Source organism: Cellulomonas sp. SLBN-39 (genome assembly GCF_006715865.1).
In the GTDB taxonomy this organism is placed as follows: Bacteria; Actinomycetota; Actinomycetes; order Actinomycetales; family Cellulomonadaceae; genus Cellulomonas.
The window spans coordinates 140,101-158,261 of sequence record NZ_VFOA01000001.1; the positions used below are offsets into that span (position 1 = coordinate 140,101).

The following is an 18,161-nucleotide window of genomic DNA, read 5'->3' on the forward strand; positions in this document are numbered from 1 at the left end:
TCGAGCGGTGCGCCCCGAGGTGCGAGCATCGGCGGCGTGGCGCGTCTGACGGGTGAGCTCGACCGGGTCCTCGGGACCGACTTCGGCCTCCTCACCGTCCATCAGAACCCCGCCTTCGGCGACGTCGACTCGAACGCGTACGCGAGCAGCGCCCCCGGCATCGTGGATGTGGTGTGCGGCGGGAGGAACCCCACGATCCATGCACGTCTGGAGGTGTGGGACGACCGGCCGCCCGAGCCAGCCAGCCTGTGGGAGGACTGCGACGTGCTGCCGTGGCGCTCGCTCCCCGGGGCCGGGCCCGCGTACGTCGCCGGCTTCGACCCGCCCGACGGCGAGGGGCTCGACGTCGACGATCTGGTCGATGCCCGGGTGCAGGTGCTGGCTCACGGTCGCCACCAGCCGGACGAGGGTCCGGACGCGACCGTCGAGCGGTACCTGTTCCGGTTCTGGCCGGAGCCGATGCCGGACCCGTTGGATGGTCCACCCCGTCGCATCGCCGGACGCCGTCCCGCCGAGAGGGAGCGCACGCCGTGGTCTGGCGCCGTGCACGGGTGGCATCTCGCCGGATGGGGTGTCGCGCTGTCCTGCATCCCGGCGTTCGACGACCTGCTCCGACGTGTCGAGCTCCACGGCGAACCGTTCTCTGAGGACACGCTCGGCGACGGTCTCGTGCAGCCGACCCAGGCGACGGCGGCAGACCCGTGGGAGAGGGCCGCACTCGGCGAGCCGCCCGGCAGAACCGTTCCCGCGCCCCAGAGCGAGACGCGGCTGGTGGCTGTCGCACGCGCCGCGCGGATGCCGGAGATCGTCACCTACCGTCATGCGCTCGAGGCACTCGTCCGGCTGGGACTCCTCGGCCAGGTGGAGACCGCCCAGGGGCCGCGGATGGTGCCGAACCCGTCGCCGAGGAGAGCAGCCGACGTCCTGCCCGTGCCGGAAGCAGACCGGCACAGGTACGCGACCGCCCCGTTCCTCGACCACACCGTCCTCGCTCACGAGCTGCGGGCGCTCGCCGCCTGGTCTCCCGGCGGCGCTCTGAGGACCACGGTGGGCCGTGTCGCGGTCCGGCTGTCCGTCCCCGCGAGCGATGTCGTCGGGGCGCTGCGGTACACGGCAGCCGACACGCCGTCATGCGCCGAGCTGCCCGACGGAGAGCTCACGGCGGCCTCGACGTTCAGCCTCCTCGCACGATGACCGCAGCCCGCCTCACTCCCTGCACACGCTGACGTGACCGGTGCTCGACGCACGGCCCTCCGCCGCCCGGAGTAGAGCTGACCCGGGCATGACGAGCGCGGCCACGTGACGCGCCCGAGTATTGCCTCGTGACGACCTCGACCCGCGGGCTGCGTCGCCGGTGGCTGTTCGCCGACCAGCTCGGGCCGCACTTCCTCGACCACCCCGACCAGCCCGTGCTGCTCGTGGAGTCGCGGGCGGCGTTCCGGCGCCGGCGCTACCACCGGCAGAAGGCGCACCTGGTGCTGTCCGCGCTGCGGCACCGCGCCGCCGAGCTCGGCGACCAGGCCGTCGTGGTCCGCGCCGACACGTACGGGGAGGCCCTCGCCCAGGTCGACGAGCCCCTCGACGTGTGCGCGCCCACGTCACGCGGCGCGCTGCGCCTCGTCGAGGGCCGACCCGGGCTGGAGGTGCTCCCCCACCGGGGCTTCGTCACCGCCCGCGACGACTTCGAGCGCTGGGCCGGTGCGCAGCGCGGCAGCCTGCGCCTAGAGCACTTCTACCGCACCGCCCGCCGCGTGCACGGCGTGCTCATGGACGGCGACGCCCCGGCGGGCGGCCGGTGGAACTTCGACCAGGAGAACCGCGAGCCCCCGCCCCGCACGCCCCGCCTCGACGTGCCGGCCCCGTGGCTGCCGGAGGAGGACGACATCGACGCCGAGGTCCGCGCCGACCTCGACCGCTGGGAGGCCGACGGCGACGTCACCTTCGTGGGCCGCGACGGCCCGCGCCGGTTCGCCGTCACGCGCGCCGAAGCTGTGGCCGCCCTCGACCGCTTCGTCGAGCACCGCCTGCCGACGTTCGGCCGCTACGAGGACGCCATGCTCGCCGCGGACCCGTGGATGTCCCACTCGATGCTCTCCGCCCCCATGAACCTCGGCCTGATCGACCCCCGCGAGGCCATCGACCGCGCCGAGCACGCCTACCGCACCGGTCACGCCCCGATCGCCGCCGTCGAGGGCTACGTCCGCCAGATCCTCGGCTGGCGCGACTACGTCTGGCACGTCTACTGGCACACCGGCCCCGACTACCGCGAGAGCAACGCCCTGGCCGCCCGCACCCCGCTGCCCACCTGGTTCACCGACCTCGACGCCGACGCCGTCGAGGCCCGCTGCCTGCGCGAGACCCTCGCCCAGGTCCGCGACACCGGCTGGGTCCACCACATCCCCCGCCTCATGGTGCTCGGCAACTGGGCCCTGCAGCGCGGCTACGACCCTGGCGCGCTCACCGACTGGTTCCACGAGTCCTTCGTCGACGGCTACGCCTGGGTCATGGCCGCCAACGTCCTCGGGATGAGCCAGCACGCCGACGGCGGCTTCATGGCCACCAAGCCCTACGCCTCCGGCGGCGCCTACATCAAGCGCATGTCCGACTACTGCGGCGGCTGCCGCTACCGCCCCGACGTCCGCGTCGGCGACGACGCCTGCCCCTTCACCGCCGGCTACTGGTGGTTCCTCCACCGCAACCGCGACACCCTCGCCCCCAACCACCGCATGGCCCAGCCCCTCGCCGGCCTCACCCGCCTCCGCGACCGCGACGCCCTCGTCGACCAGGAACACCGCCGCGGCCCGGAGCCACCCTGAGCCGCACGAGTCCGGTCCGCCCTTGACCCGATCGAACGGATGCTCCGGGTCAACGGGCCGCGAGAGAGTCGGCGTACCGCCGCTCGAGTCGTGCCTCGTCGGGCCGGTCTCGCTTCGACCTCGGGACGACCATCAGCGGCCGGTCGTGGTGATCCTGGATCCCGTGGCGCAGCATCGGCCCATCGACCTCTTCGAGGATGTCCTTCCTGACATGGACCGTCAGGTCTGGCCGGATGCCGAGGATGTTGGCGTCGTACGCACCGTGGTGGATCTTGCACAGCGCGCCGGCGGATCATCCCGCCCACTCGGATCCCGCTCTTTGCGACGCAGCGCGGACGACCACGAGCGCGTGCTCGGCGGTGACCCGTAGCCGTGTCTGATGGCCGAGCGCATACCGCCAGGCGCGCTCGGCCGGAGCGGAGTCGAACACCCACGCCTGCGGTGGGCGACCGAACGGCCCGCGCCGGACGAACACCTCGACGGCGTCCGCGTCGATGAGGCCTCGCTCGGCCAGGGCCCACAGGTCGTACAGATCGCGCGGCGCATGGCGATCGATCCACGTCCCCAGCTTCGCGGCGGCGAATCCGGCACCGGTGAGGGTCCGGAGCCGTGCAGGTGGCGCGTCGGAGTAACGCTGCTCGATCTCACGCACCTCCGTCGGCCACAGGTACCCCGCGCCGCTGAGCAGCTGGACCTGGACGCTCGCCGTGCCGTCCACGACGAGCTCCGCCGGCTGACTCCCTGACGTCTCCGTCAGCGCGGGGCGCCATGCGGGCCGCCCGTGCGACCTCGCCAGCCCGCGCCTGACGGCTGCCGCGACCTGCGCCGCAACAGTCGGTCGGGGTGCCAGGGCGATGAGGTCGATGTCCTCGCTGAGCCTCGCGTCGGCGAGGAAGGTGCGCGACAGGGCCGTCCCTCCGAAGAAGACCAGGTCGTCGGTCGACACGTCCGACGACAGTGCTGCCAGGACGTGAGAGATGAGGTGGTCGCGGCGGACCTGCTCGAGAGCGGCACCGAACCGGTCGGCGACCTCTTCCCACTCCGCCTGCTGCGTGTGACTCATCGACCCGCTGCCACTCGCTCGAACGTGGCGCGCATCCGCTGTCGTCCGGCGATCTCCGCGAGGACGGCGGTGTCGCACTGCGGCCAGAGCGTGCTGATCGCTTCCTGCGCGTCGAGGTCGGCGCCCCGTGGATCGCTGCGGGCCAGATCAAGGACCGTCTGCTCAGTTGTCGTCACCAGCGCCTGCCCGAGGTCGGTCGTCACGAGCACGGCGTCCAGCGCGGCCACGTCCCGTTGCGAGTAGCGGATCTCGGCATCCCGGTCGAGGAGCCGCGTGGGGCGCCGGAACGCGGGCGCCGCGACGTAGCCGGCGCCGATCGCCCGAGGGAGTGCCCGATGCACCCGGGCAGCGCTGAGGCCGATGAGCACGGGAACGCGGTCACCGAAATGGACCGTCGCCACGGCAGCGGTCGCCGCCTCGATGCTCGGACGCCAGGTCGACGGGTCGGCCTCCGGCGGTACGGCGCAGTAGACGCCGTACGCGAGCCGATGCAGGACCCCACGACGCTCGAGCTCACGCACCTCCTTGCGGGGGTGGGCGTAGACCTGCGCGAGATCGGCCACGCGCACCGTGCGCAGCGGCGCGCGGGCGACGAGACGCGTCACGTACGGCGAGGTGTTCACTCTGCAGAGAGTAACCCTGGGGGTTACTCTCTGCAGAATAACCACGCGAGATCGGGCCTAGTGGGGCCACCGATCCGAGGCCGGGCGAACGCGGCGCGTCACGCGCCACCGCCCTGCACGACTCCACCGGGGCGGGCCAGGACCGCGACGAACTCGTCGGGGGTCGTGCTCGACGGGCGGTCGCTGACCTGACCGTCCCCCAGCTCGACGACCCGCCACACGCCGTCCTCCCGGAGCACCATGTCGACGGTCACGAACGGCAGGCCGATGGCGACGACGAGCGGGGCGACGTCGGTGAGATCCGGGGCTGGCGGCAGCATCCCCGGCATGTCGGGGTGAGCGGTGACCAGGCGGCACTCGCCGTCGACCCACCACGTGCGCGCCTCGGCGGACACGAACCTCTCGAACCGTCGCACGACGAGCCCACCGACCAGGTCCTCGCCGCGCAGCTCGACGAAACGCTCGGCGACCCTGCGCGCGGCGGGGATGTCCGCGACGTCCGGGATGTATGCCGCCTCGTCCCAGTGGTGCTTGAGCGACTTCGTGTAGTCACGGAGCACCGCCGGCCCCGGTCCGAGCGCCCGGCAGAAGTCCTCAAGCTCGTCGAGGTCGGGACCGTCCGTCCACAACGACTCCGGCGTCACCGGGGCGAGCGCAGCGAACCAGCCCGGCAGCTCGTGCGCGGTCCGGTACTCGCTCGCAGATGTCCGCAGGTGACGCCCGCGCCCGGCAAGACGCTCCTCGAGCTGCCGATACGCCTCGGAACGGAGCATCCAGCCTCGGTAGACGATGTCGTCGTCCCCGTCGGGGAGCCGGACGAGCGCGTCGTCGGAACGCCCCGCCACCAACGCGTCATGATCCACGAGTCCGACGAGGCAGCCGGCCTCGCGCGCGGCGATCCCCTCGGCCCGGAAGTGCTCGTCGACGCGACGCGGGTCCAGCGGATCAGCCGGCAGAAGGAGCAGCATCCGCCGATCATCCCCTCGGGCGCGCCTCTGGGTGGGGGTACACCGGAGCGAACAGTCCTGCTGAGAGGCTGCGTGCATGCCCGAGCCTCGTGATCGACCTTCAGACGCTGCGGACTGCGATCGCGGTGGCCCTGGACGCGTGCGAGAAGCAGCTGGGCCCTCGCGTACGAGTCAACACCGACTACTACTGGCACCTGCCGGTCGATGCGGCCTTCGACATGACCAAGGAGCCGTCCGAGCTCACCGTCGGCCAGCTCAGCGACGACCTCGACGACATCTCCGTCGCTTCGGGGCGCCCTGGGACCGCTGGGCACGACCTCGCACACGCCATCGGCATACTCCGAGCGCTCGAAAGTCGGCTCCATCCTTGATCGGCGAGTCCCGTCCGATCGCTCGTGTTGCCACCGGGGCCGTTCTCCCGCGAGAGTGCCTGTCGACCTGGAGGGGCCGTGACGAGCAGCTCGGTGAGGTCGGGCTGCTCGACCGGGCCAGCGTGCCCGGGGCGAGCCCGAACCAGCTGGACCCGCAAGTCGTCGAGCAGATCGAACACCTAGCGGCTCCCGCCGACTCTGCGGGTCGACCTCTCGGCCCGCCGCGATCGCCTCGGCAACCTGACGTACCCGCGGCTGGCCACGTCGATGACGGCCACAGCGAGCCCCGCCACGTACACGGAGCACGCGACGACGAGCTGGGACCCGACCGCCTCCCCCGAGAAGATCATCGAGCTCAGACTCAGCGGACTCGTCGACGGCGGTGACAGCACTGCGACGCTGCAGATCACCACCGCGGGGCACCAGGCGAACGCGATCCCGCTGATGGCACCGGCTCCCATGGTCAAGCCGCTGAGCAACAGCAGGCTCCGGACCATGCCCGGGCCCACGGTGGCGTCCGACGCTGCCGCCGCGACGGCCACGACGGCCAGGGAGACCAATGACGCGAGGAGGTACGAACCTGCACGCACGGCAGCGGTCCGCAAGGTACGACGGAGGACAGCTGACGGCCACGTGCCGTGTGCCACGCCCGTGCCCAGTGCCAGCAGGAGCGGGACGACCATCGTCGCCGCGAAGGGCGGCTGGACGGCGATCGGACCGATCCGACTGATGTACTCCTGACGGAAGACGAGCCCGATGACGAGCCCCCCGGCGAAGTAGGGCACCGCCGCCCCGAACCCCGTCGCACTCAGTGCGGCACGTACGGTCGTCACCGCACGTGCCGCACCTTCACCGGGCGTCAGAAGTGCGCGTACGTGCACTGTGCGAACTCCTGCGCCATCACGGACGCCTGCTCCGGCGAGAGGATGTCTCCCTCGAAAGCCACGTCCTCCACCACTCCGGGGTCCGCAAGGCTCACCCACGTGACGACGAGTGCCTGCAGGTCCTCCCAGTATCGCTCCGACGGCGGTAGATCTCCCTTGACCTGCGCGCAGTGGACGGGTTGCACGATGCCGCTCGCGATCTCCCAGAGCGAGGGCTCCTGGCCCTGCAAGTGCTCCGGCATCACGTACACCGCGGCCGTCCCGTCGCGCGCCTCCTGCGGCAGCTCCGTCCGACTCGCTTCGACGAGCCGTCGTGGGACCAGGTCTCCATAACCGTTCTCGCGAGCCACCGAGACGAGAACCCAGAACTGCTCCTGAAAGCCCGTCATGACGCGTTCATGCTGGGGATAGAAGCATGTCGGCACGGTCTGGACCGCGCCGCACAACGATGGCGAGGTCTCCACCGGGACCAGGCGCTCGCCCGGCACGAGGACCGACCCCGCCGCGACAGCCACGAGAGCCGCACCTGCCACGGCGACCTCCGACCGGGAGGGCCGGGGCTTGTGCATCGGATCGACAGGGCGTGGCAGGAGAAGTGCTGCGGTCGTGATCAGCAGCAGGAGCAGCTGGGCACCGAGGTACGTCGGCGAGTAGGCGTACCCGATACGCGGAAGAGTAGCCCCGCCGAACTCCAGCAGCGCCAGCCCATCACCGGGAGCAGACGCGAAGAACAGCAACGCGAAGACCGACAGAGCCCCCAGCGCACCGGCCATCACGACCCCGACGAATCGACCGAGGGTCGTGCCGATGGCAGCAAAGAGGGTGAGCATCGCGAGCTGGACCATGATGGCGAGGACGACCCCGGGATCCCCGACGGGTGGGGCGGACACCACGAGCACGCCGGCGACGACGACGAGGTGCGCAGTTCCGATCACTGCGGCATAGGCGAGGGTGACCGCGAAGGCAGGGGTTCGGGTCACCGGGCGCTTGAAGAGGTGAGACCCGCCCTGCACGGTGAGCGCGGTATCGATCGCTGCGAGACCTGCGACGACAGGACCGACGATGATGAAGGCGACCGGTACCCAGTCGACCGTCCACACCAGGTCGCCGCGCCACTGCATCCCGCGCTGCAGGGCGACCGAGATCTCCGCAGCGATCGTCGCCAGCGCAGCCCACATCACGAGGCCGTTGCGCGCGAAGTACTGGACGACGCGCCATGTCTTCACCGTCGATGCATCCTCTCGAGCAGATGCCGCCGACGAGGACGGCGCAGCACCGTCGAGACCCGACAGCTGCAGATCATGCATGTGCGGTACGCCCCTCGATCAGTGCGATCAGACCTCGCTCGACGGCCTCGGCGGCGGGCCTCTCCGTGGCGCTCCCGCCTGCCAGACCACGCGTCGAGCCGGTGAAGACGACACGGCCGGCGTGCAGGGCCACGACGTGGTCAGCAGTGGAAGCCACGTCTTCCGAGAGGTGCGTCGACAGGAGGACGGACCTGTCCTCGCCGAGCCGCTGCAGCAGCCCTCGGATCTCCCGACGCTGAATCGGGTCCAGTCCGACGGTCGGTTCGTCCAGGATGATGACCGCCGGGTCCCCGAGAAGAGCCTGAGCGATGCCGAGGCGCTTCACCATGCCGCCGGACAGACTCCCGATGCGGGACGCGGACCGCTCGGTGAGGTCGACCAGCGCGAGCGCGTGGTCGATGTCCTTCTCACGGATCTGCTGGCCCTTTCCCGACCGGCACCAGGCCACGAACCTGAGATAGTCCCTCACGCGCGGCCGACGGGGTCCGGCGAAGTCCTGAGGGAGGTACCCGACACCGCCTGCAGCCCCGCGAGGTGGCGCCGTGCACTCGATGGAACCACCGTCAGCCCTGAGGAGCCCGGCCGCGAGCTGCATGAGCGTCGTCTTGCCCGCTCCATTCGCCCCCAGAAGGGCCGACACGCCGACGTCGAGCTCCACGTCCACGGGACCGAGCACGAACTCACCTCGCTTCTTCACGAGGGACGTGGCGACCAACATCGGCGCAGCATGCTGCGCGGTCGGGCGAGTCACTTCATCTCTCCGTTCACCAGCTGTCGGAAGCCGGGCAGGACGGTCCGCTCTCGACATCAGGACGCAGCGGGATGTCGATCGCCATCCTTAGCACCCCCGACCCGCCGCCACCTACACCCTCAAGGACGAAGAGCCCGATATCGGCTGCTCGCGAACGCGATCTCGTCGCAGGAGCGAGGCCCGGGGACACCTGGAGGCCCGTGAGCGCGACAGGCCGCGGCCCCCCGACGCACGAAGGCCGCCGCCCTTCGCAGGGCAGCGGCCTTCGATCCACGACGAACTCGCGGCGGGGCTGTCAACCGAGTTCGACGAACTCGGTTGCACAGTGGAGGTGGCGGGAATCGAACCCGCGTCCGATGACGTGGAACCAGGGATTCTCCGGGTGCAGTCTGCAGTAGATTTTCTCAGCCCCCGCGATCACGCAGACAAGTCGCGGACGGGCTCAGTCAGCTAAGAGTCCCGATGACCTCACTGACGAAGGTCACCAGCAGTGGCTCTCTAGATGACGCCAGGAACTAGACCGAGAGCATGTCTAGGCTGACGGACTTCGAAGGCTCGCTCAGGCGGCGAGGGCGAAGTCGGTGCGCTTGGAATCGGCACCTGTGTGTTGCACGGATCGTTGACGAGATAACCGTGCGTCCTCGACCCGCTTCTCCTGGCTCGACGATCACCGTCGAAACCGATCACCCCCAGGGTGGTGTGCACTTGTCAAGCGCCTGCGCCCCGAGGGGCACCTGCGCGGTCTAGCGTACGTCACAACACCGGGGCCCGTCGTGGGGATTCCCGCACGGGTCACCCGGTCGCCCCTGCCGTCGTCGCCCTGCCGGAGGCTCGTCGTGTCGCGCATCGCCCTGGTCCGCCCCCCCGTCGACGCCCTGGACTCCGGGGTGGTGGACCACATCGAGAAGGTGCCGGTGGACGTGCCGCGGGCGCGGGAGCAGTGGGCGGGGTACGTGGCGGCGCTGCAGGGTGCGGGGTGGCGGACGGTGCAGGTGCCGGCCTCGCCCGCGCACCCGGACTCGGTGTTCGTCGAGGACACGGTGGTGGTCTACGGGCGCACCGCGGTGATCACGCGGCCGGGGCACCCGTCGCGGCGCGGGGAGCAGGACGCGACGGCGGCGGTGGTGGCGGACCTGGGGCTGGACGTGGTGTACCTGCCGGCGGGCACGTTGGACGGCGGGGACGTGCTCAAGGTCGGGTCCACGGTGTTCGTGGGGCGCTCGGACCGCACGGACGACGACGGGGTGCGGGCGCTGCGGCGGGTGCTGACCCCGCTGGGGGCGACGGTCGTGGCGGTGCCGGTGACGACGGTGCTGCACCTGAAGACGGCGGTGACGGCGCTGCCGGACGGCACGGTGATCGGGTACGAGCCGTTCGTGGACGAGCCGCGGCTGTTCGGCCGGTTCTGCCCGGTGCCGGAGCCGGAGGGCGCGGCGGTGATGGTGCTCTCGCCGGACGAGGTGCTGCTCTCCGCGTCGGCGCCGCGCACGGCGCAGCTGCTGACGTCGTTCGGGTACGCGGTGCGCACGGTCGAGGTCGACGAGTTCGAGAAGCTCGAGGGCTGCGTCACGTGCCTGTCGGTGCGGGTGCGGGACCTGCCCGACGGGGCCTGACCGCTGCCCCGGCCGGCCGGGGGATCAGAGGTCGGGGGCGCAGGTGCCCTGGCCGAGCTGGGCCAGGCCGTACCGGTCGCCGTCCTGGAACGTCGTGACGTCCGGGGCGATCTGCGGGTTCATGAGCTGCCCGGGGTCGTCGACGTGCCCCAGGCCGACGAGGTGCCCGACCTCGTGCCGCAGCACGCGCAGGTACCCGGGGTCGCCGGCGGCGTCCTGCGGCTCGTCGAGCAGGGCGGTGTCGAGCACGACGGCGCCGGAGACGTACACGGCGTAGTCGAGGTCGGCGCGGGTCAGCGAGACGGGTGCAGCGAGCCCTGCGACGGCGCCGGCGAGCGACGGCACGGCCTCCTCGTCGGCGAACCCGAGGAGCACGGGCGCCCACCGGTCGCCGTACCGCTCGGGCTGGTGGTGGGAGCGGTCGAGGCTCGCCGGCTCGTCGGTGACGCCGTCGGAGACGACGTGCAGGCCCGTCGCGGCGCTGATCTCGGCCATGACCGCGTCGACCTGGGCGGCGAACCCCGGCGGGGCGTCGTCCCGGGTGATGACGTAGTGCAGGGGGCGGCACGGCGACCACGCCACGGGGGTGGCGGTGCCCTGCGCCCCGTCCTGGGTCTGGCCGAACGCGTATAGGGCGCCGGTGTCCTCGACCGCGGGCGGCTGCCCCAGGGGTGCGGCAGCCTCCTCCAGACCCGGCTCGGGGCCCGTGCTGCCCAGCAGCACCTGACCGCCGATGTCGATGCGGGTGTGCTGCACGGCGTCGACGACCGTCCACCCGGGCTCCCACGTGCCGACCCACCGGACCACCTGGGAGACGAGCAAGGCCCCGCCGACGACCACGGACAGCATGGGCAGGAGGGTCCCGCGGTGGCGGGTGGGCACCGGCGGCGCGGGTGCGGGCGGAGCTGTCAGCTGCTCCGGCGCGAGGCGCTGCTGCGGCACCCCCGCGCTCGCCGGTGCGGACGCGCGCGCAGCGGCCTCGGCCCGCCAGCGTGCGGGGACCTCGGTCGTCGACCGGTCGGTCAGCGGCGCGTCCACGTCCCGCCCATCGGCCGGTGGCCCGGCGCCGCTGAGCGGGCGCGCGACTTCTCACCTGCACGGACGCACCGCGCCCGGGCCCGACGGGGTACGTCGGGCCCGGGCGGCGGGTGCCGGGGTCAGGCCACGGGGCCCTGCGCGAGGGTCACGGTGGCCTCCTGCTGCTCCCCGGTGGTGCCCGAGGTCCAGGTGACCGTCACCTGGTCGTCGGGGTCGTAGCCGGACATGATCGTCGACAGGTCGTCGGCCGAGGTGACGGCCTGCCCGTCGACGGCGGTGATGGTGTCGCCCGCGGCCAGGCCGGCCTCGGCGGCGGGGGTGCCGTCGATGACGCCGCCGATCACCGCGCCCGTGCCCGTCTGCGCGAACGGGTCGCCCTGCCCGCCGGGCCCGAACCCGCTGCCCGTGCCGCTGGCCAGCTGCACCCCCAGGAACCCGGGGTACCCGACGGTGACGGTGTCGGTCTCCTCGCCGGTCTGGATCTGCGTGACGATCGCCAGGGCGTCCTGCACGTCGACCGCGTACGCCACCGTGTAGGTGCCGCCGGTCGACGCGGCGGTCGTCATGCCCACGACCTCGCCCTCGCCGTCGACGAGCGGGCCGCCCGAGTCGCCCGAGACGACGGCCGCCTCGAACTCGATCAGCCCCGACAGCGTCTCGGAGTCCCCGGACGACGACGTCGACGCCGTCATGGTCTGGTCCGTGGCGGTGACGGCCCCGGCCGCCGCGAGCAGCTCGCCCCCGCCGTTCGCGTTGCCGACAGCCGTGACCTCGTCGCCCGTGGTCACGCCGCCGTCGTCGTCGAGCGTGACCGTGTCCAGGCCGCTCGCACCGTCGAGCTGCAGCAGCGCCACGTCGGCGCTCGCGTCGTAACCCAGCACCGTGGCCGTGTACGTCTCGCCGGTGGACTCGATGGTCACGGTGATCTCCGTCGCGCCCTCGATGACGTGGTGGTTGGTCAGCACGAGTCCGTCGGACGTCAGCACCATGCCGGTGCCGGCGGCCTCACCCCCGGAGTATCCGAGGGTGGTGTCGATGACGACGACGCCGACCTGCTGCTCGTCGGTGGCCGCCGTGGTGGTCTGCGTGCTCGACGAGCCGTCCGCCGAGCCGCTCGACCCCGCGTCGGGGAGGGTGCCCTGGCCCGGCAGGGTGCCCTCGGACCAGCCCGGCGGCACCGCCGTGCCGTCGTCGGCCGTGCTGCCGTCGTCCGTCGTCGTGCCGTCGTCGGTCGCCGTGTCCGTCGTCGACGTGGTGCTCGCCGTGACGTCCGGGTGCGTGGCCGCGTACGCGACCCCGCCGCCGGCGACCAGGCCCACCGCGAGCGCGGCGACCGTCGTCAGGACGAGCGGCAGCTGGCCGACCCGTCGCTGCGTGCGCACGGGCGCCGGGGCGCCCTCGTGCGGGACCGGGGCCGCGAGGGCCCCCTGCGCGCCGGGCTCCGCGCCGGGCGCCGTGCTCACGTTCTGCTGCTCCGTCATGCCCCCTACTCCACCCCGCGGACCCGGGAGCGCCCTGACCGGACCCCATGAGCAGCCTGAGAGACGACGCCGTCCCTGTGCGGGCGCCCAGGTGGCGCCGGACGCACGACGGCCCGCCCACCCGTGCTGTCGAGGACGCGGGTGGGCGGGCCGTGGACCGGAGCCCGTCAGGGGTGGTCAGTCGGTGGAGCCCTCCTGCTCCTGCTGGAAGCGCTCGAACGGCACGCGGCCGTCGTCGGACCAGCCGCCGCGCAGCTCCTGCACGGAGGACGTGCGGTCGGCGACGAGGGTCACGAACGACACTGCTCCCCCGCCGGTGACGAACCCGACGAGCAGCGCGGCCGCGGCGGCACCGGCGGCGACGCCGAGCCCGACGGTGCGCTTCGCCCGCGGCGCCGCGGGTGCGGGTGCGGCCGGGTAGGGGGTGCCGTACGCCGCCGCGTACACCGGCCCGGCCGGCGCGGGGGCCGGCGGGGCGTGCTGCGCGGGAGGGGGCGGGGTCGGCTGCGCAGCAGCGGGCGGGGCCGGGCTCGCCGCGGTGGAGGTGGCGGCCGTCGGGGCGGGCGACGCCGGCGCGGGCGGCGCGGGGGCAGGCAGCGGCGCGGGTGCCGCCTGCGCCGTCGCCGCGGCGGGCGTGTACGGCGCGGTGCCGTACGGCAGCGGTGCGGGCGACGCAGCCGGGGCCGGGAGCGCCTGGGTGGCGTCCACGGGCGGGAGCGGCTGGGTCGCGTCGACGGGCGGCAGCGGGGCCGTCGCGTCGGGCGGGGTGCTCGTGGTCTGCGGTGCCGCGGCGCGCTGCGCGGCGCCGGGCGTGATCGTCCCCTCGTCCATCTGAGGTCACCTTCTCGTCCTGGGCGCCCCGGGTGGCGCCGACCGTGCCCCAGACCACCGCACCCGGCCGTGGGCGGGCTGCAAGAAGGGTGGGAGCAGCCTGTGCGGTGCCGCAGGCCGTCTAGCCACTCAGTGCATACACCCGGTGTACAGTCGTGTGTCATGACCGTCCCGATGGCACTGCTCGCCTTCCTCGACGACCACCCGGCGCACGGCTTCGCCCTCAAGCAGCGCTACGACACGCTCCTCGGCCACGGTCGCGAGCTGAGGTCCGGGCAGGTCTACTCCACCCTCGCGCGGCTCGAGCGCGACGGACTGGCGCGGGGCCTCGAGGTCGAGCGGGGCGAGGGGCCGGACCGGCGGGTCTTCGCCATCACCGACGACGGCGTCACCGAGCTCGACCACTGGCTGGTCACCCCCCACTCCCCCGGCGCCCGCGCCAGCGAGCTGTTCACCAAGGTCGTGCTCTCGCTCGTCGCCGGGCGCGACGCGGGCGCCTTCCTGGACGCCCAGCGCGCGACCTACCTCGCCCGCATGCGCGAGCTCACCGCAGCCCGCCACGACGGCGATGTCGTCGACCGACTGGCACGGGACTACGAGATGGCCCACCTGGAGGCCGACCTGCGTTGGGTCGAGGTGGCGACAGCGCGGATGGGCGAGGTCGCGGCACGCATCGGCGCCCGGCGATGACACGGGTCGTGCTGGCGGGCCACGACCTGCGGCTGTCGTTCGGCCCGACGCCGGTGCTGCGTGGGGTGGCCGTGTCGCTCGCCGCGGGTGAGGTCGTCGCGGTCATGGGTCCGTCCGGGTCGGGCAAGTCGACGCTCCTGCACGTCCTGGCCGGGCTCCTGCGGCCGGACGCGGGGACCGTGGAGCTGGACGGGCAGCGGATCGACGACCGGTCCGACGCCGTGCGGTCGGACCTGCGGCTGCGGCAGCTCGGGTTCGTCTTCCAGTTCGGCGACCTGGTCCCCGAGCTCACAGTGGTCGAGAACGTCGAGCTGCCGCTCCGCCTCACGGGCGTCGCCCGCGGGCCGGCGCGAGAGCGGGCGCTGGAGGCTCTCGACGGGCTCGGCGTGGCCGACGTCGGGGGTAAGCGGCTCAGCGAGGTGTCCGGCGGCCAGGCGCAGCGGGCCGCCGTCGCACGGGCCCTGGTCCACCGGCCGGCCGTCGTGCTCGCCGACGAGCCGACCGGTGCGCTCGACACCGTGACCGGCGAGCTGGTCCTGGAGGCGCTGGTGACCGCAGCGACGACGACCGGCACCGCCGTCCTGATGGTCACGCACGAGCCGCGCGTCGCGTCGTGGGCCGGCCGGGAGATCCAGATCCGCGACGGTCGGGTCGCCGGCACGGTGCCGTCACGATGAGCGCCCTGCTGCCCCTGAGCCTGCGACTGGCCCGTGCCGGCGGGCCGCGCCGGTCCTGGGTCGTCGGGGTCGGCACCGCGGTCGCGACGGCGCTGCTGCTCACGACCGCGGCGATCCCTGCCGCGCTCTACCCCGCCGGGCAACCCGTCGACCCCGTGGAGCGGGCGAACGTCGCGGCCGTGCTCGCGTTCAGCCTGCTGCCCGCGACCGTGCTGCTCCTGACCGCGGGCCGCGCGTCGAGCGCCGTGCGCGACCGACGGCTCGCCGCCCTCCGGCTGCTCGGACTGACCCGCGCCCGCACCGCGGTGCTCGCGGCGCTCGAGAACGGCGTCCTCGCACTCGCCGGCGCCCTGGTCGGCCTCGTGGCGTTCCTCGCGGCCGCGCCCCTCGTCGACCGCGTCGTCGCGGCGGGTCCCCGCTGGTTCGGCGCGCCCCTCAGCCCGGCACCCGCGCAGGCAGCGACGGTCGTCCTCGGCGTCGTGCTCGTCTCCGCGGGGCTCGGGGCGGCCACGCAGCACGGGACGACGCGCAGCCCGGCGGCCCGGCGCTCCGAGGCGTCCCGCCGCGACCCCAGCCCGTGGCGGGTCGCGCTCGTGGTCGTCGCCGTCGCGCTGATGGCCACGGTGGCGGCGCCCGGCCCGGCCGCCGCGCTCGTCGACGAGGTCGGCGTGGCGATGCTGCTGGTCGGCGCGATGTCCGGGGCACTGGCCGTCGCGCTCACCACTCCGCTGATCACGACGTGGCTGGCCGAGGCCCTGGTGCGCTCGCGCCCGACGTCGGCCCTGATGGCGGGTCGCGCGCTCCAGGCCGAGCCCGCGGGACCGGCACGGCTCGTCGCCGGCGTCGGGGTGGCGGTCTACCTGGTCCTCGCCGCCCTGGCCGTCCTGAGCGCCTACGAGTCGACCCCCCAGTACCGGTTCGCGCTGCAGACCATCCGGCAGGGACCGCAGAAGATCGTCGTCCAGGATGCCGAAGGACCAGCACCGCTGGCAGCCGACAGCCTCGCGCCGCTCGCCGGCGTGCCCGGGGTCCGCGCCGTCGTCCCGCACGTCGATGCCGCGGTCGAGGGGTGGTGCGACGTCGAGGGTGAGCCGTGCGTCCCCGCCGTCTTCGTCGGCACCTGCGCCGACCTCGCCCAGCTCATGGTGGTCTCCGGCTGCGACGACACCGCAGCCGGTGTGATCGAGCTGCGCAACGTCGCGGGGACGGACAACGGGTGGCGACCGCCCCGTGGCGCGCTCGACACCGTCTCCCACCTGCCGATCCGCTTCGGCGAGGACGGCCCCACCGCCGACGTGCGGCTCGGCGAGCCGCTGGTGCAGGACTCCGGCGCCACCCAGGAGCGGTGGGTCTACCAGTCCCCGTACAACGTGTTCGTCCCCCGCACCGTCGCGGACGCTGCAGGCGCGCACCCCGACGCGGCGGAGGTCGTCGCCGACGGTGGGCTCGACGTGCAGCAGGCCGTCGCCGCCGCGGCAGGCACGTCCCTGACGGTGCGGCCCTACCCGCTCGACGACTACGACGCCGTCGTCCGGGTCCGCGTGGTCGTGACGACGCTGTCTGCGATCGTCGTCGGCGTCGGGCTGCTCAGCCTCGCCGTGACAGCCCTCGACCGTGCGGCCGAGGGGCGCCGTTCGATCGCACGCCACTTGGCGGTGGGCGTGCCGGCACGGGTGCTGCGGACGTCCCAGGTGCTCCAGACCTTCCTCCCGCTGGCGGTCGCGATCACCCTGGCGACCGCCCTCGGCGCGCTCATGGCGCGGGCGTTCGCGGCACTCGCGCAGTGGCCCGCGCTGTCCGACGGGGTGCAGGTGGTCCTCGTCGCACTCGCGTCCATGATCGGCGGCGCGCTCGTCTCGCTCACCACGGTGCCGCTCGTGCGGACCCGCCTCAGCCCGGAGCTCCTGCGACGCGAGTAGGACGCACCCACCGCCGACCACGGTGCGGTGCGGGCACTCGTCCCCCACGATGGGGTGATGGACCTGCCCGTCATGCCGCCGGTCGCGCCGATGCTGGCCAAGGCCGCCCCGCAGATCCCCGACGTGGGGCACGTGGAGCCCAAGTGGGACGGGTTCCGCACGATCGTGTTCCGCGACGGCGACGACGTCGAGCTCGGGTCGCGCAACGGCAAGCCGATGACGCGCTACTTCCCCGAGCTCGTCGAGGCGCTCAAGGCGAACCTGCCGCCGCGGTGCGTGGTCGACGGGGAGATCGTCGTGGTGCAGGGCGACCGGCTCGACTTCGACGCCCTGCAGCAGCGCATCCACCCCGCCGCGTCGCGGGTGCGGCTGCTGGCCGAGCAGACGCCGGCGTCGTTCGTGGCGTTCGACCTGCTCGCGCTCGGCGACGACGACCTCATGGGCGTGCCGTTCGGGCAGCGGCGGGCCCTGCTGGTCGAGGCGCTGGCCGACACGCGCCCGCCGGTGCACGTGACGCCCGCGACAGGCGACATGGCCGAGGCGCAGCGGTGGTTCACGCAGTTCGAGGGCGCGGGTCTCGACGGGGTCGTCGCCAAGCCGCTGGACGGCACCTACCAGCCCGACAAGCGCGTCATGGTCAAGGTCAAGCACGAGCGCACCGCCGACTGCGTCGTCGCCGGGTTCCGGTGGCACAAGTCCGGCGACGTCGTGGGGTCGCTGCTGCTGGGTCTGTGGTCGGGCGACGACCTGCGGCACGTCGGCGTCAGCGCGTCGTTCCCCATGGCCCGCCGCCGCACCCTGCTGGACGACCTCGCGCCGTACCGGGACGTCGCGCTCGCCGACCACCCGTGGGGGTCCTGGGCCGACCAGTCCGCGCACGAGGGCCGGCGCATGCCCGGTGCCGTGAGCCGGTGGAACGGCACCAAGGACCTCTCGTTCGTGCCGCTGCGCCCCGAGCTCGTCGTCGAGGTCGCGTACGACCACATGGAGGGCGACCGGTTCCGCCACACCGCGCAGATGCGCCGCTGGCGGCCCGACCGCGACCCGCGCTCGTGCACGTACGCCCAGCTCGAGGAGCCCGTGCGGTTCGACCTCGCGCAGGTCCTCGGCGTGTGAGCCGGAAGGCCGC

17 protein-coding genes and 1 other RNA gene are annotated in these 18,161 nt (G+C 73.2%); 8 read left to right on the forward strand and 10 right to left on the reverse strand.

Annotated elements, in window-relative coordinates:
* Positions 1-36 precede the first annotated feature (36 nt).
* Both FBY24_RS00675 and FBY24_RS00680 read left to right on the forward strand, forming a co-directional pair.
* Positions 37-1,194, forward strand: a complete 1,158-nt coding sequence (locus FBY24_RS00675; protein WP_142157203.1) for a hypothetical protein — start codon at positions 37-39, stop codon at positions 1,192-1,194.
* Between the two features lie 128 nt (positions 1,195-1,322).
* Complete coding sequence (locus tag FBY24_RS00680) at positions 1,323-2,816, forward strand: cryptochrome/photolyase family protein (protein ID WP_255432136.1); 1,494 nt, start codon at positions 1,323-1,325, stop codon at positions 2,814-2,816.
* Positions 2,817-3,108: 292 nt separating this feature from the next.
* Here FBY24_RS00680 and FBY24_RS00685 read toward each other — a convergent pair whose 3' ends face one another.
* From FBY24_RS00685 to FBY24_RS00695, 3 genes are all read right to left on the reverse strand, one after another.
* On the reverse strand, positions 3,109-3,879 hold the full coding sequence (locus FBY24_RS00685; protein ID WP_142157205.1) for a nucleotidyl transferase AbiEii/AbiGii toxin family protein: 771 nt from the start codon (positions 3,877-3,879) through the stop codon (positions 3,109-3,111).
* Positions 3,876-4,502, reverse strand: a complete 627-nt coding sequence (locus tag FBY24_RS00690) for a hypothetical protein (protein WP_142157207.1) — start codon at positions 4,500-4,502, stop codon at positions 3,876-3,878. The genes FBY24_RS00685 and FBY24_RS00690 overlap by 4 nt, the downstream gene beginning before the upstream one ends.
* A 98-nt stretch (positions 4,503-4,600) precedes the next feature.
* Complete coding sequence (locus FBY24_RS00695; RefSeq protein WP_142157209.1) at positions 4,601-5,470, reverse strand: ATP-grasp domain-containing protein; 870 nt, start codon at positions 5,468-5,470, stop codon at positions 4,601-4,603.
* An 89-nt stretch (positions 5,471-5,559) separates the two neighbouring features.
* Between FBY24_RS00695 and FBY24_RS00700 the strand changes: the two genes are divergently transcribed.
* Positions 5,560-5,841, forward strand: a complete 282-nt coding sequence (locus FBY24_RS00700) for a hypothetical protein (RefSeq protein ID WP_142157211.1) — start codon at positions 5,560-5,562, stop codon at positions 5,839-5,841.
* Between the two features lie 179 nt (positions 5,842-6,020).
* Here the strand turns inward: FBY24_RS00700 and FBY24_RS00705 are convergent, their stop codons facing one another.
* From FBY24_RS00705 to ssrA, 4 genes are all read right to left on the reverse strand, one after another.
* Complete coding sequence (locus FBY24_RS00705; RefSeq protein ID WP_142157213.1) at positions 6,021-6,674, reverse strand: hypothetical protein; 654 nt, start codon at positions 6,672-6,674, stop codon at positions 6,021-6,023.
* Positions 6,675-6,700: 26 nt separating this feature from the next.
* A complete protein-coding gene (locus tag FBY24_RS00710) occupies positions 6,701-8,032 on the reverse strand; it encodes a hypothetical protein (protein WP_142157215.1) in 1,332 nt (443 codons plus the stop codon).
* Entirely contained in the window at positions 8,025-8,750 is a 726-nt protein-coding gene (locus tag FBY24_RS00715) for an ATP-binding cassette domain-containing protein (RefSeq protein ID WP_142157217.1), read from the reverse strand. The genes FBY24_RS00710 and FBY24_RS00715 overlap by 8 nt, the downstream gene beginning before the upstream one ends.
* Positions 8,751-9,106: 356 nt before the next feature.
* Positions 9,107-9,474, reverse strand: a transfer-messenger RNA (tmRNA) gene (ssrA, locus tag FBY24_RS00720).
* Between the two features lie 145 nt (positions 9,475-9,619).
* Here ssrA and ddaH point away from each other — a divergent pair.
* On the forward strand, positions 9,620-10,396 hold the full coding sequence (gene ddaH / locus FBY24_RS00725; protein ID WP_142157219.1) for a dimethylargininase: 777 nt from the start codon (positions 9,620-9,622) through the stop codon (positions 10,394-10,396).
* 24 nt (positions 10,397-10,420) lie between these two features.
* Here ddaH and FBY24_RS00730 read toward each other — a convergent pair whose 3' ends face one another.
* The 3 genes from FBY24_RS00730 to FBY24_RS00740 form a co-directional block, all read right to left on the reverse strand.
* Positions 10,421-11,434 (reverse strand): matrixin family metalloprotease, encoded by a 1,014-nt coding sequence (locus FBY24_RS00730; RefSeq protein ID WP_160158396.1) that lies wholly within the window; start codon positions 11,432-11,434, stop codon positions 10,421-10,423.
* Between the two features lie 119 nt (positions 11,435-11,553).
* Positions 11,554-12,915: a S1C family serine protease gene (locus FBY24_RS00735; protein WP_142157223.1), complete on the reverse strand. Its 1,362-nt coding sequence runs from the start codon at positions 12,913-12,915 to the stop codon at positions 11,554-11,556.
* A 177-nt stretch (positions 12,916-13,092) separates the two neighbouring features.
* On the reverse strand, positions 13,093-13,746 hold the full coding sequence (locus FBY24_RS00740) for a hypothetical protein (RefSeq protein WP_142157225.1): 654 nt from the start codon (positions 13,744-13,746) through the stop codon (positions 13,093-13,095).
* A gap of 162 nt (positions 13,747-13,908) precedes the next feature.
* On the opposite strand from FBY24_RS00740, the gene FBY24_RS00745 reads away from it, so the two are divergent.
* Genes FBY24_RS00745 through FBY24_RS00760 form a run of 4 tightly spaced genes read left to right on the forward strand, consistent with a single transcriptional unit; the run spans position 13,909 to position 18,148 of the window.
* Positions 13,909-14,436, forward strand: a complete 528-nt coding sequence (locus tag FBY24_RS00745) for a PadR family transcriptional regulator (protein WP_142157226.1) — start codon at positions 13,909-13,911, stop codon at positions 14,434-14,436.
* On the forward strand, positions 14,433-15,113 hold the full coding sequence (locus FBY24_RS00750) for an ABC transporter ATP-binding protein (protein WP_142157228.1): 681 nt from the start codon (positions 14,433-14,435) through the stop codon (positions 15,111-15,113). The genes FBY24_RS00745 and FBY24_RS00750 overlap by 4 nt, the downstream gene beginning before the upstream one ends.
* Complete coding sequence (locus tag FBY24_RS00755; RefSeq protein ID WP_142157230.1) at positions 15,110-17,032, forward strand: FtsX-like permease family protein; 1,923 nt, start codon at positions 15,110-15,112, stop codon at positions 17,030-17,032. The genes FBY24_RS00750 and FBY24_RS00755 overlap by 4 nt, the downstream gene beginning before the upstream one ends.
* 57 nt (positions 17,033-17,089) lie before the next feature.
* Positions 17,090-18,148, forward strand: coding sequence for an ATP-dependent DNA ligase (locus FBY24_RS00760; RefSeq protein ID WP_142157232.1), 1,059 nt, complete (start codon positions 17,090-17,092; stop codon positions 18,146-18,148).
* Positions 18,149-18,161 lie beyond the last annotated feature (13 nt).

Coding starts and splice junctions, on each gene's coding strand:
- FBY24_RS00710 (WP_142157215.1), bottom strand. CDS start 8,032: ATGCATGATCTGCAGCTGTCGGGTCTCGACGGTGCTGCGCCGTCCTCG.
- FBY24_RS00695 (WP_142157209.1), bottom strand. CDS start 5,470: ATGCTGCTCCTTCTGCCGGCTGATCCGCTGGACCCGCGTCGCGTCGAC.
- FBY24_RS00735 (WP_142157223.1), bottom strand. CDS start 12,915: ATGACGGAGCAGCAGAACGTGAGCACGGCGCCCGGCGCGGAGCCCGGC.
- FBY24_RS00745 (WP_142157226.1), top strand. CDS start 13,909: ATGACCGTCCCGATGGCACTGCTCGCCTTCCTCGACGACCACCCGGCG.
- FBY24_RS00740 (WP_142157225.1), bottom strand. CDS start 13,746: ATGGACGAGGGGACGATCACGCCCGGCGCCGCGCAGCGCGCCGCGGCA.
- FBY24_RS00715 (WP_142157217.1), bottom strand. CDS start 8,750: ATGTTGGTCGCCACGTCCCTCGTGAAGAAGCGAGGTGAGTTCGTGCTC.
- FBY24_RS00685 (WP_142157205.1), bottom strand. CDS start 3,879: ATGAGTCACACGCAGCAGGCGGAGTGGGAAGAGGTCGCCGACCGGTTC.
- FBY24_RS00755 (WP_142157230.1), top strand. CDS start 15,110: ATGAGCGCCCTGCTGCCCCTGAGCCTGCGACTGGCCCGTGCCGGCGGG.
- FBY24_RS00750 (WP_142157228.1), top strand. CDS start 14,433: ATGACACGGGTCGTGCTGGCGGGCCACGACCTGCGGCTGTCGTTCGGC.
- FBY24_RS00760 (WP_142157232.1), top strand. CDS start 17,090: ATGGACCTGCCCGTCATGCCGCCGGTCGCGCCGATGCTGGCCAAGGCC.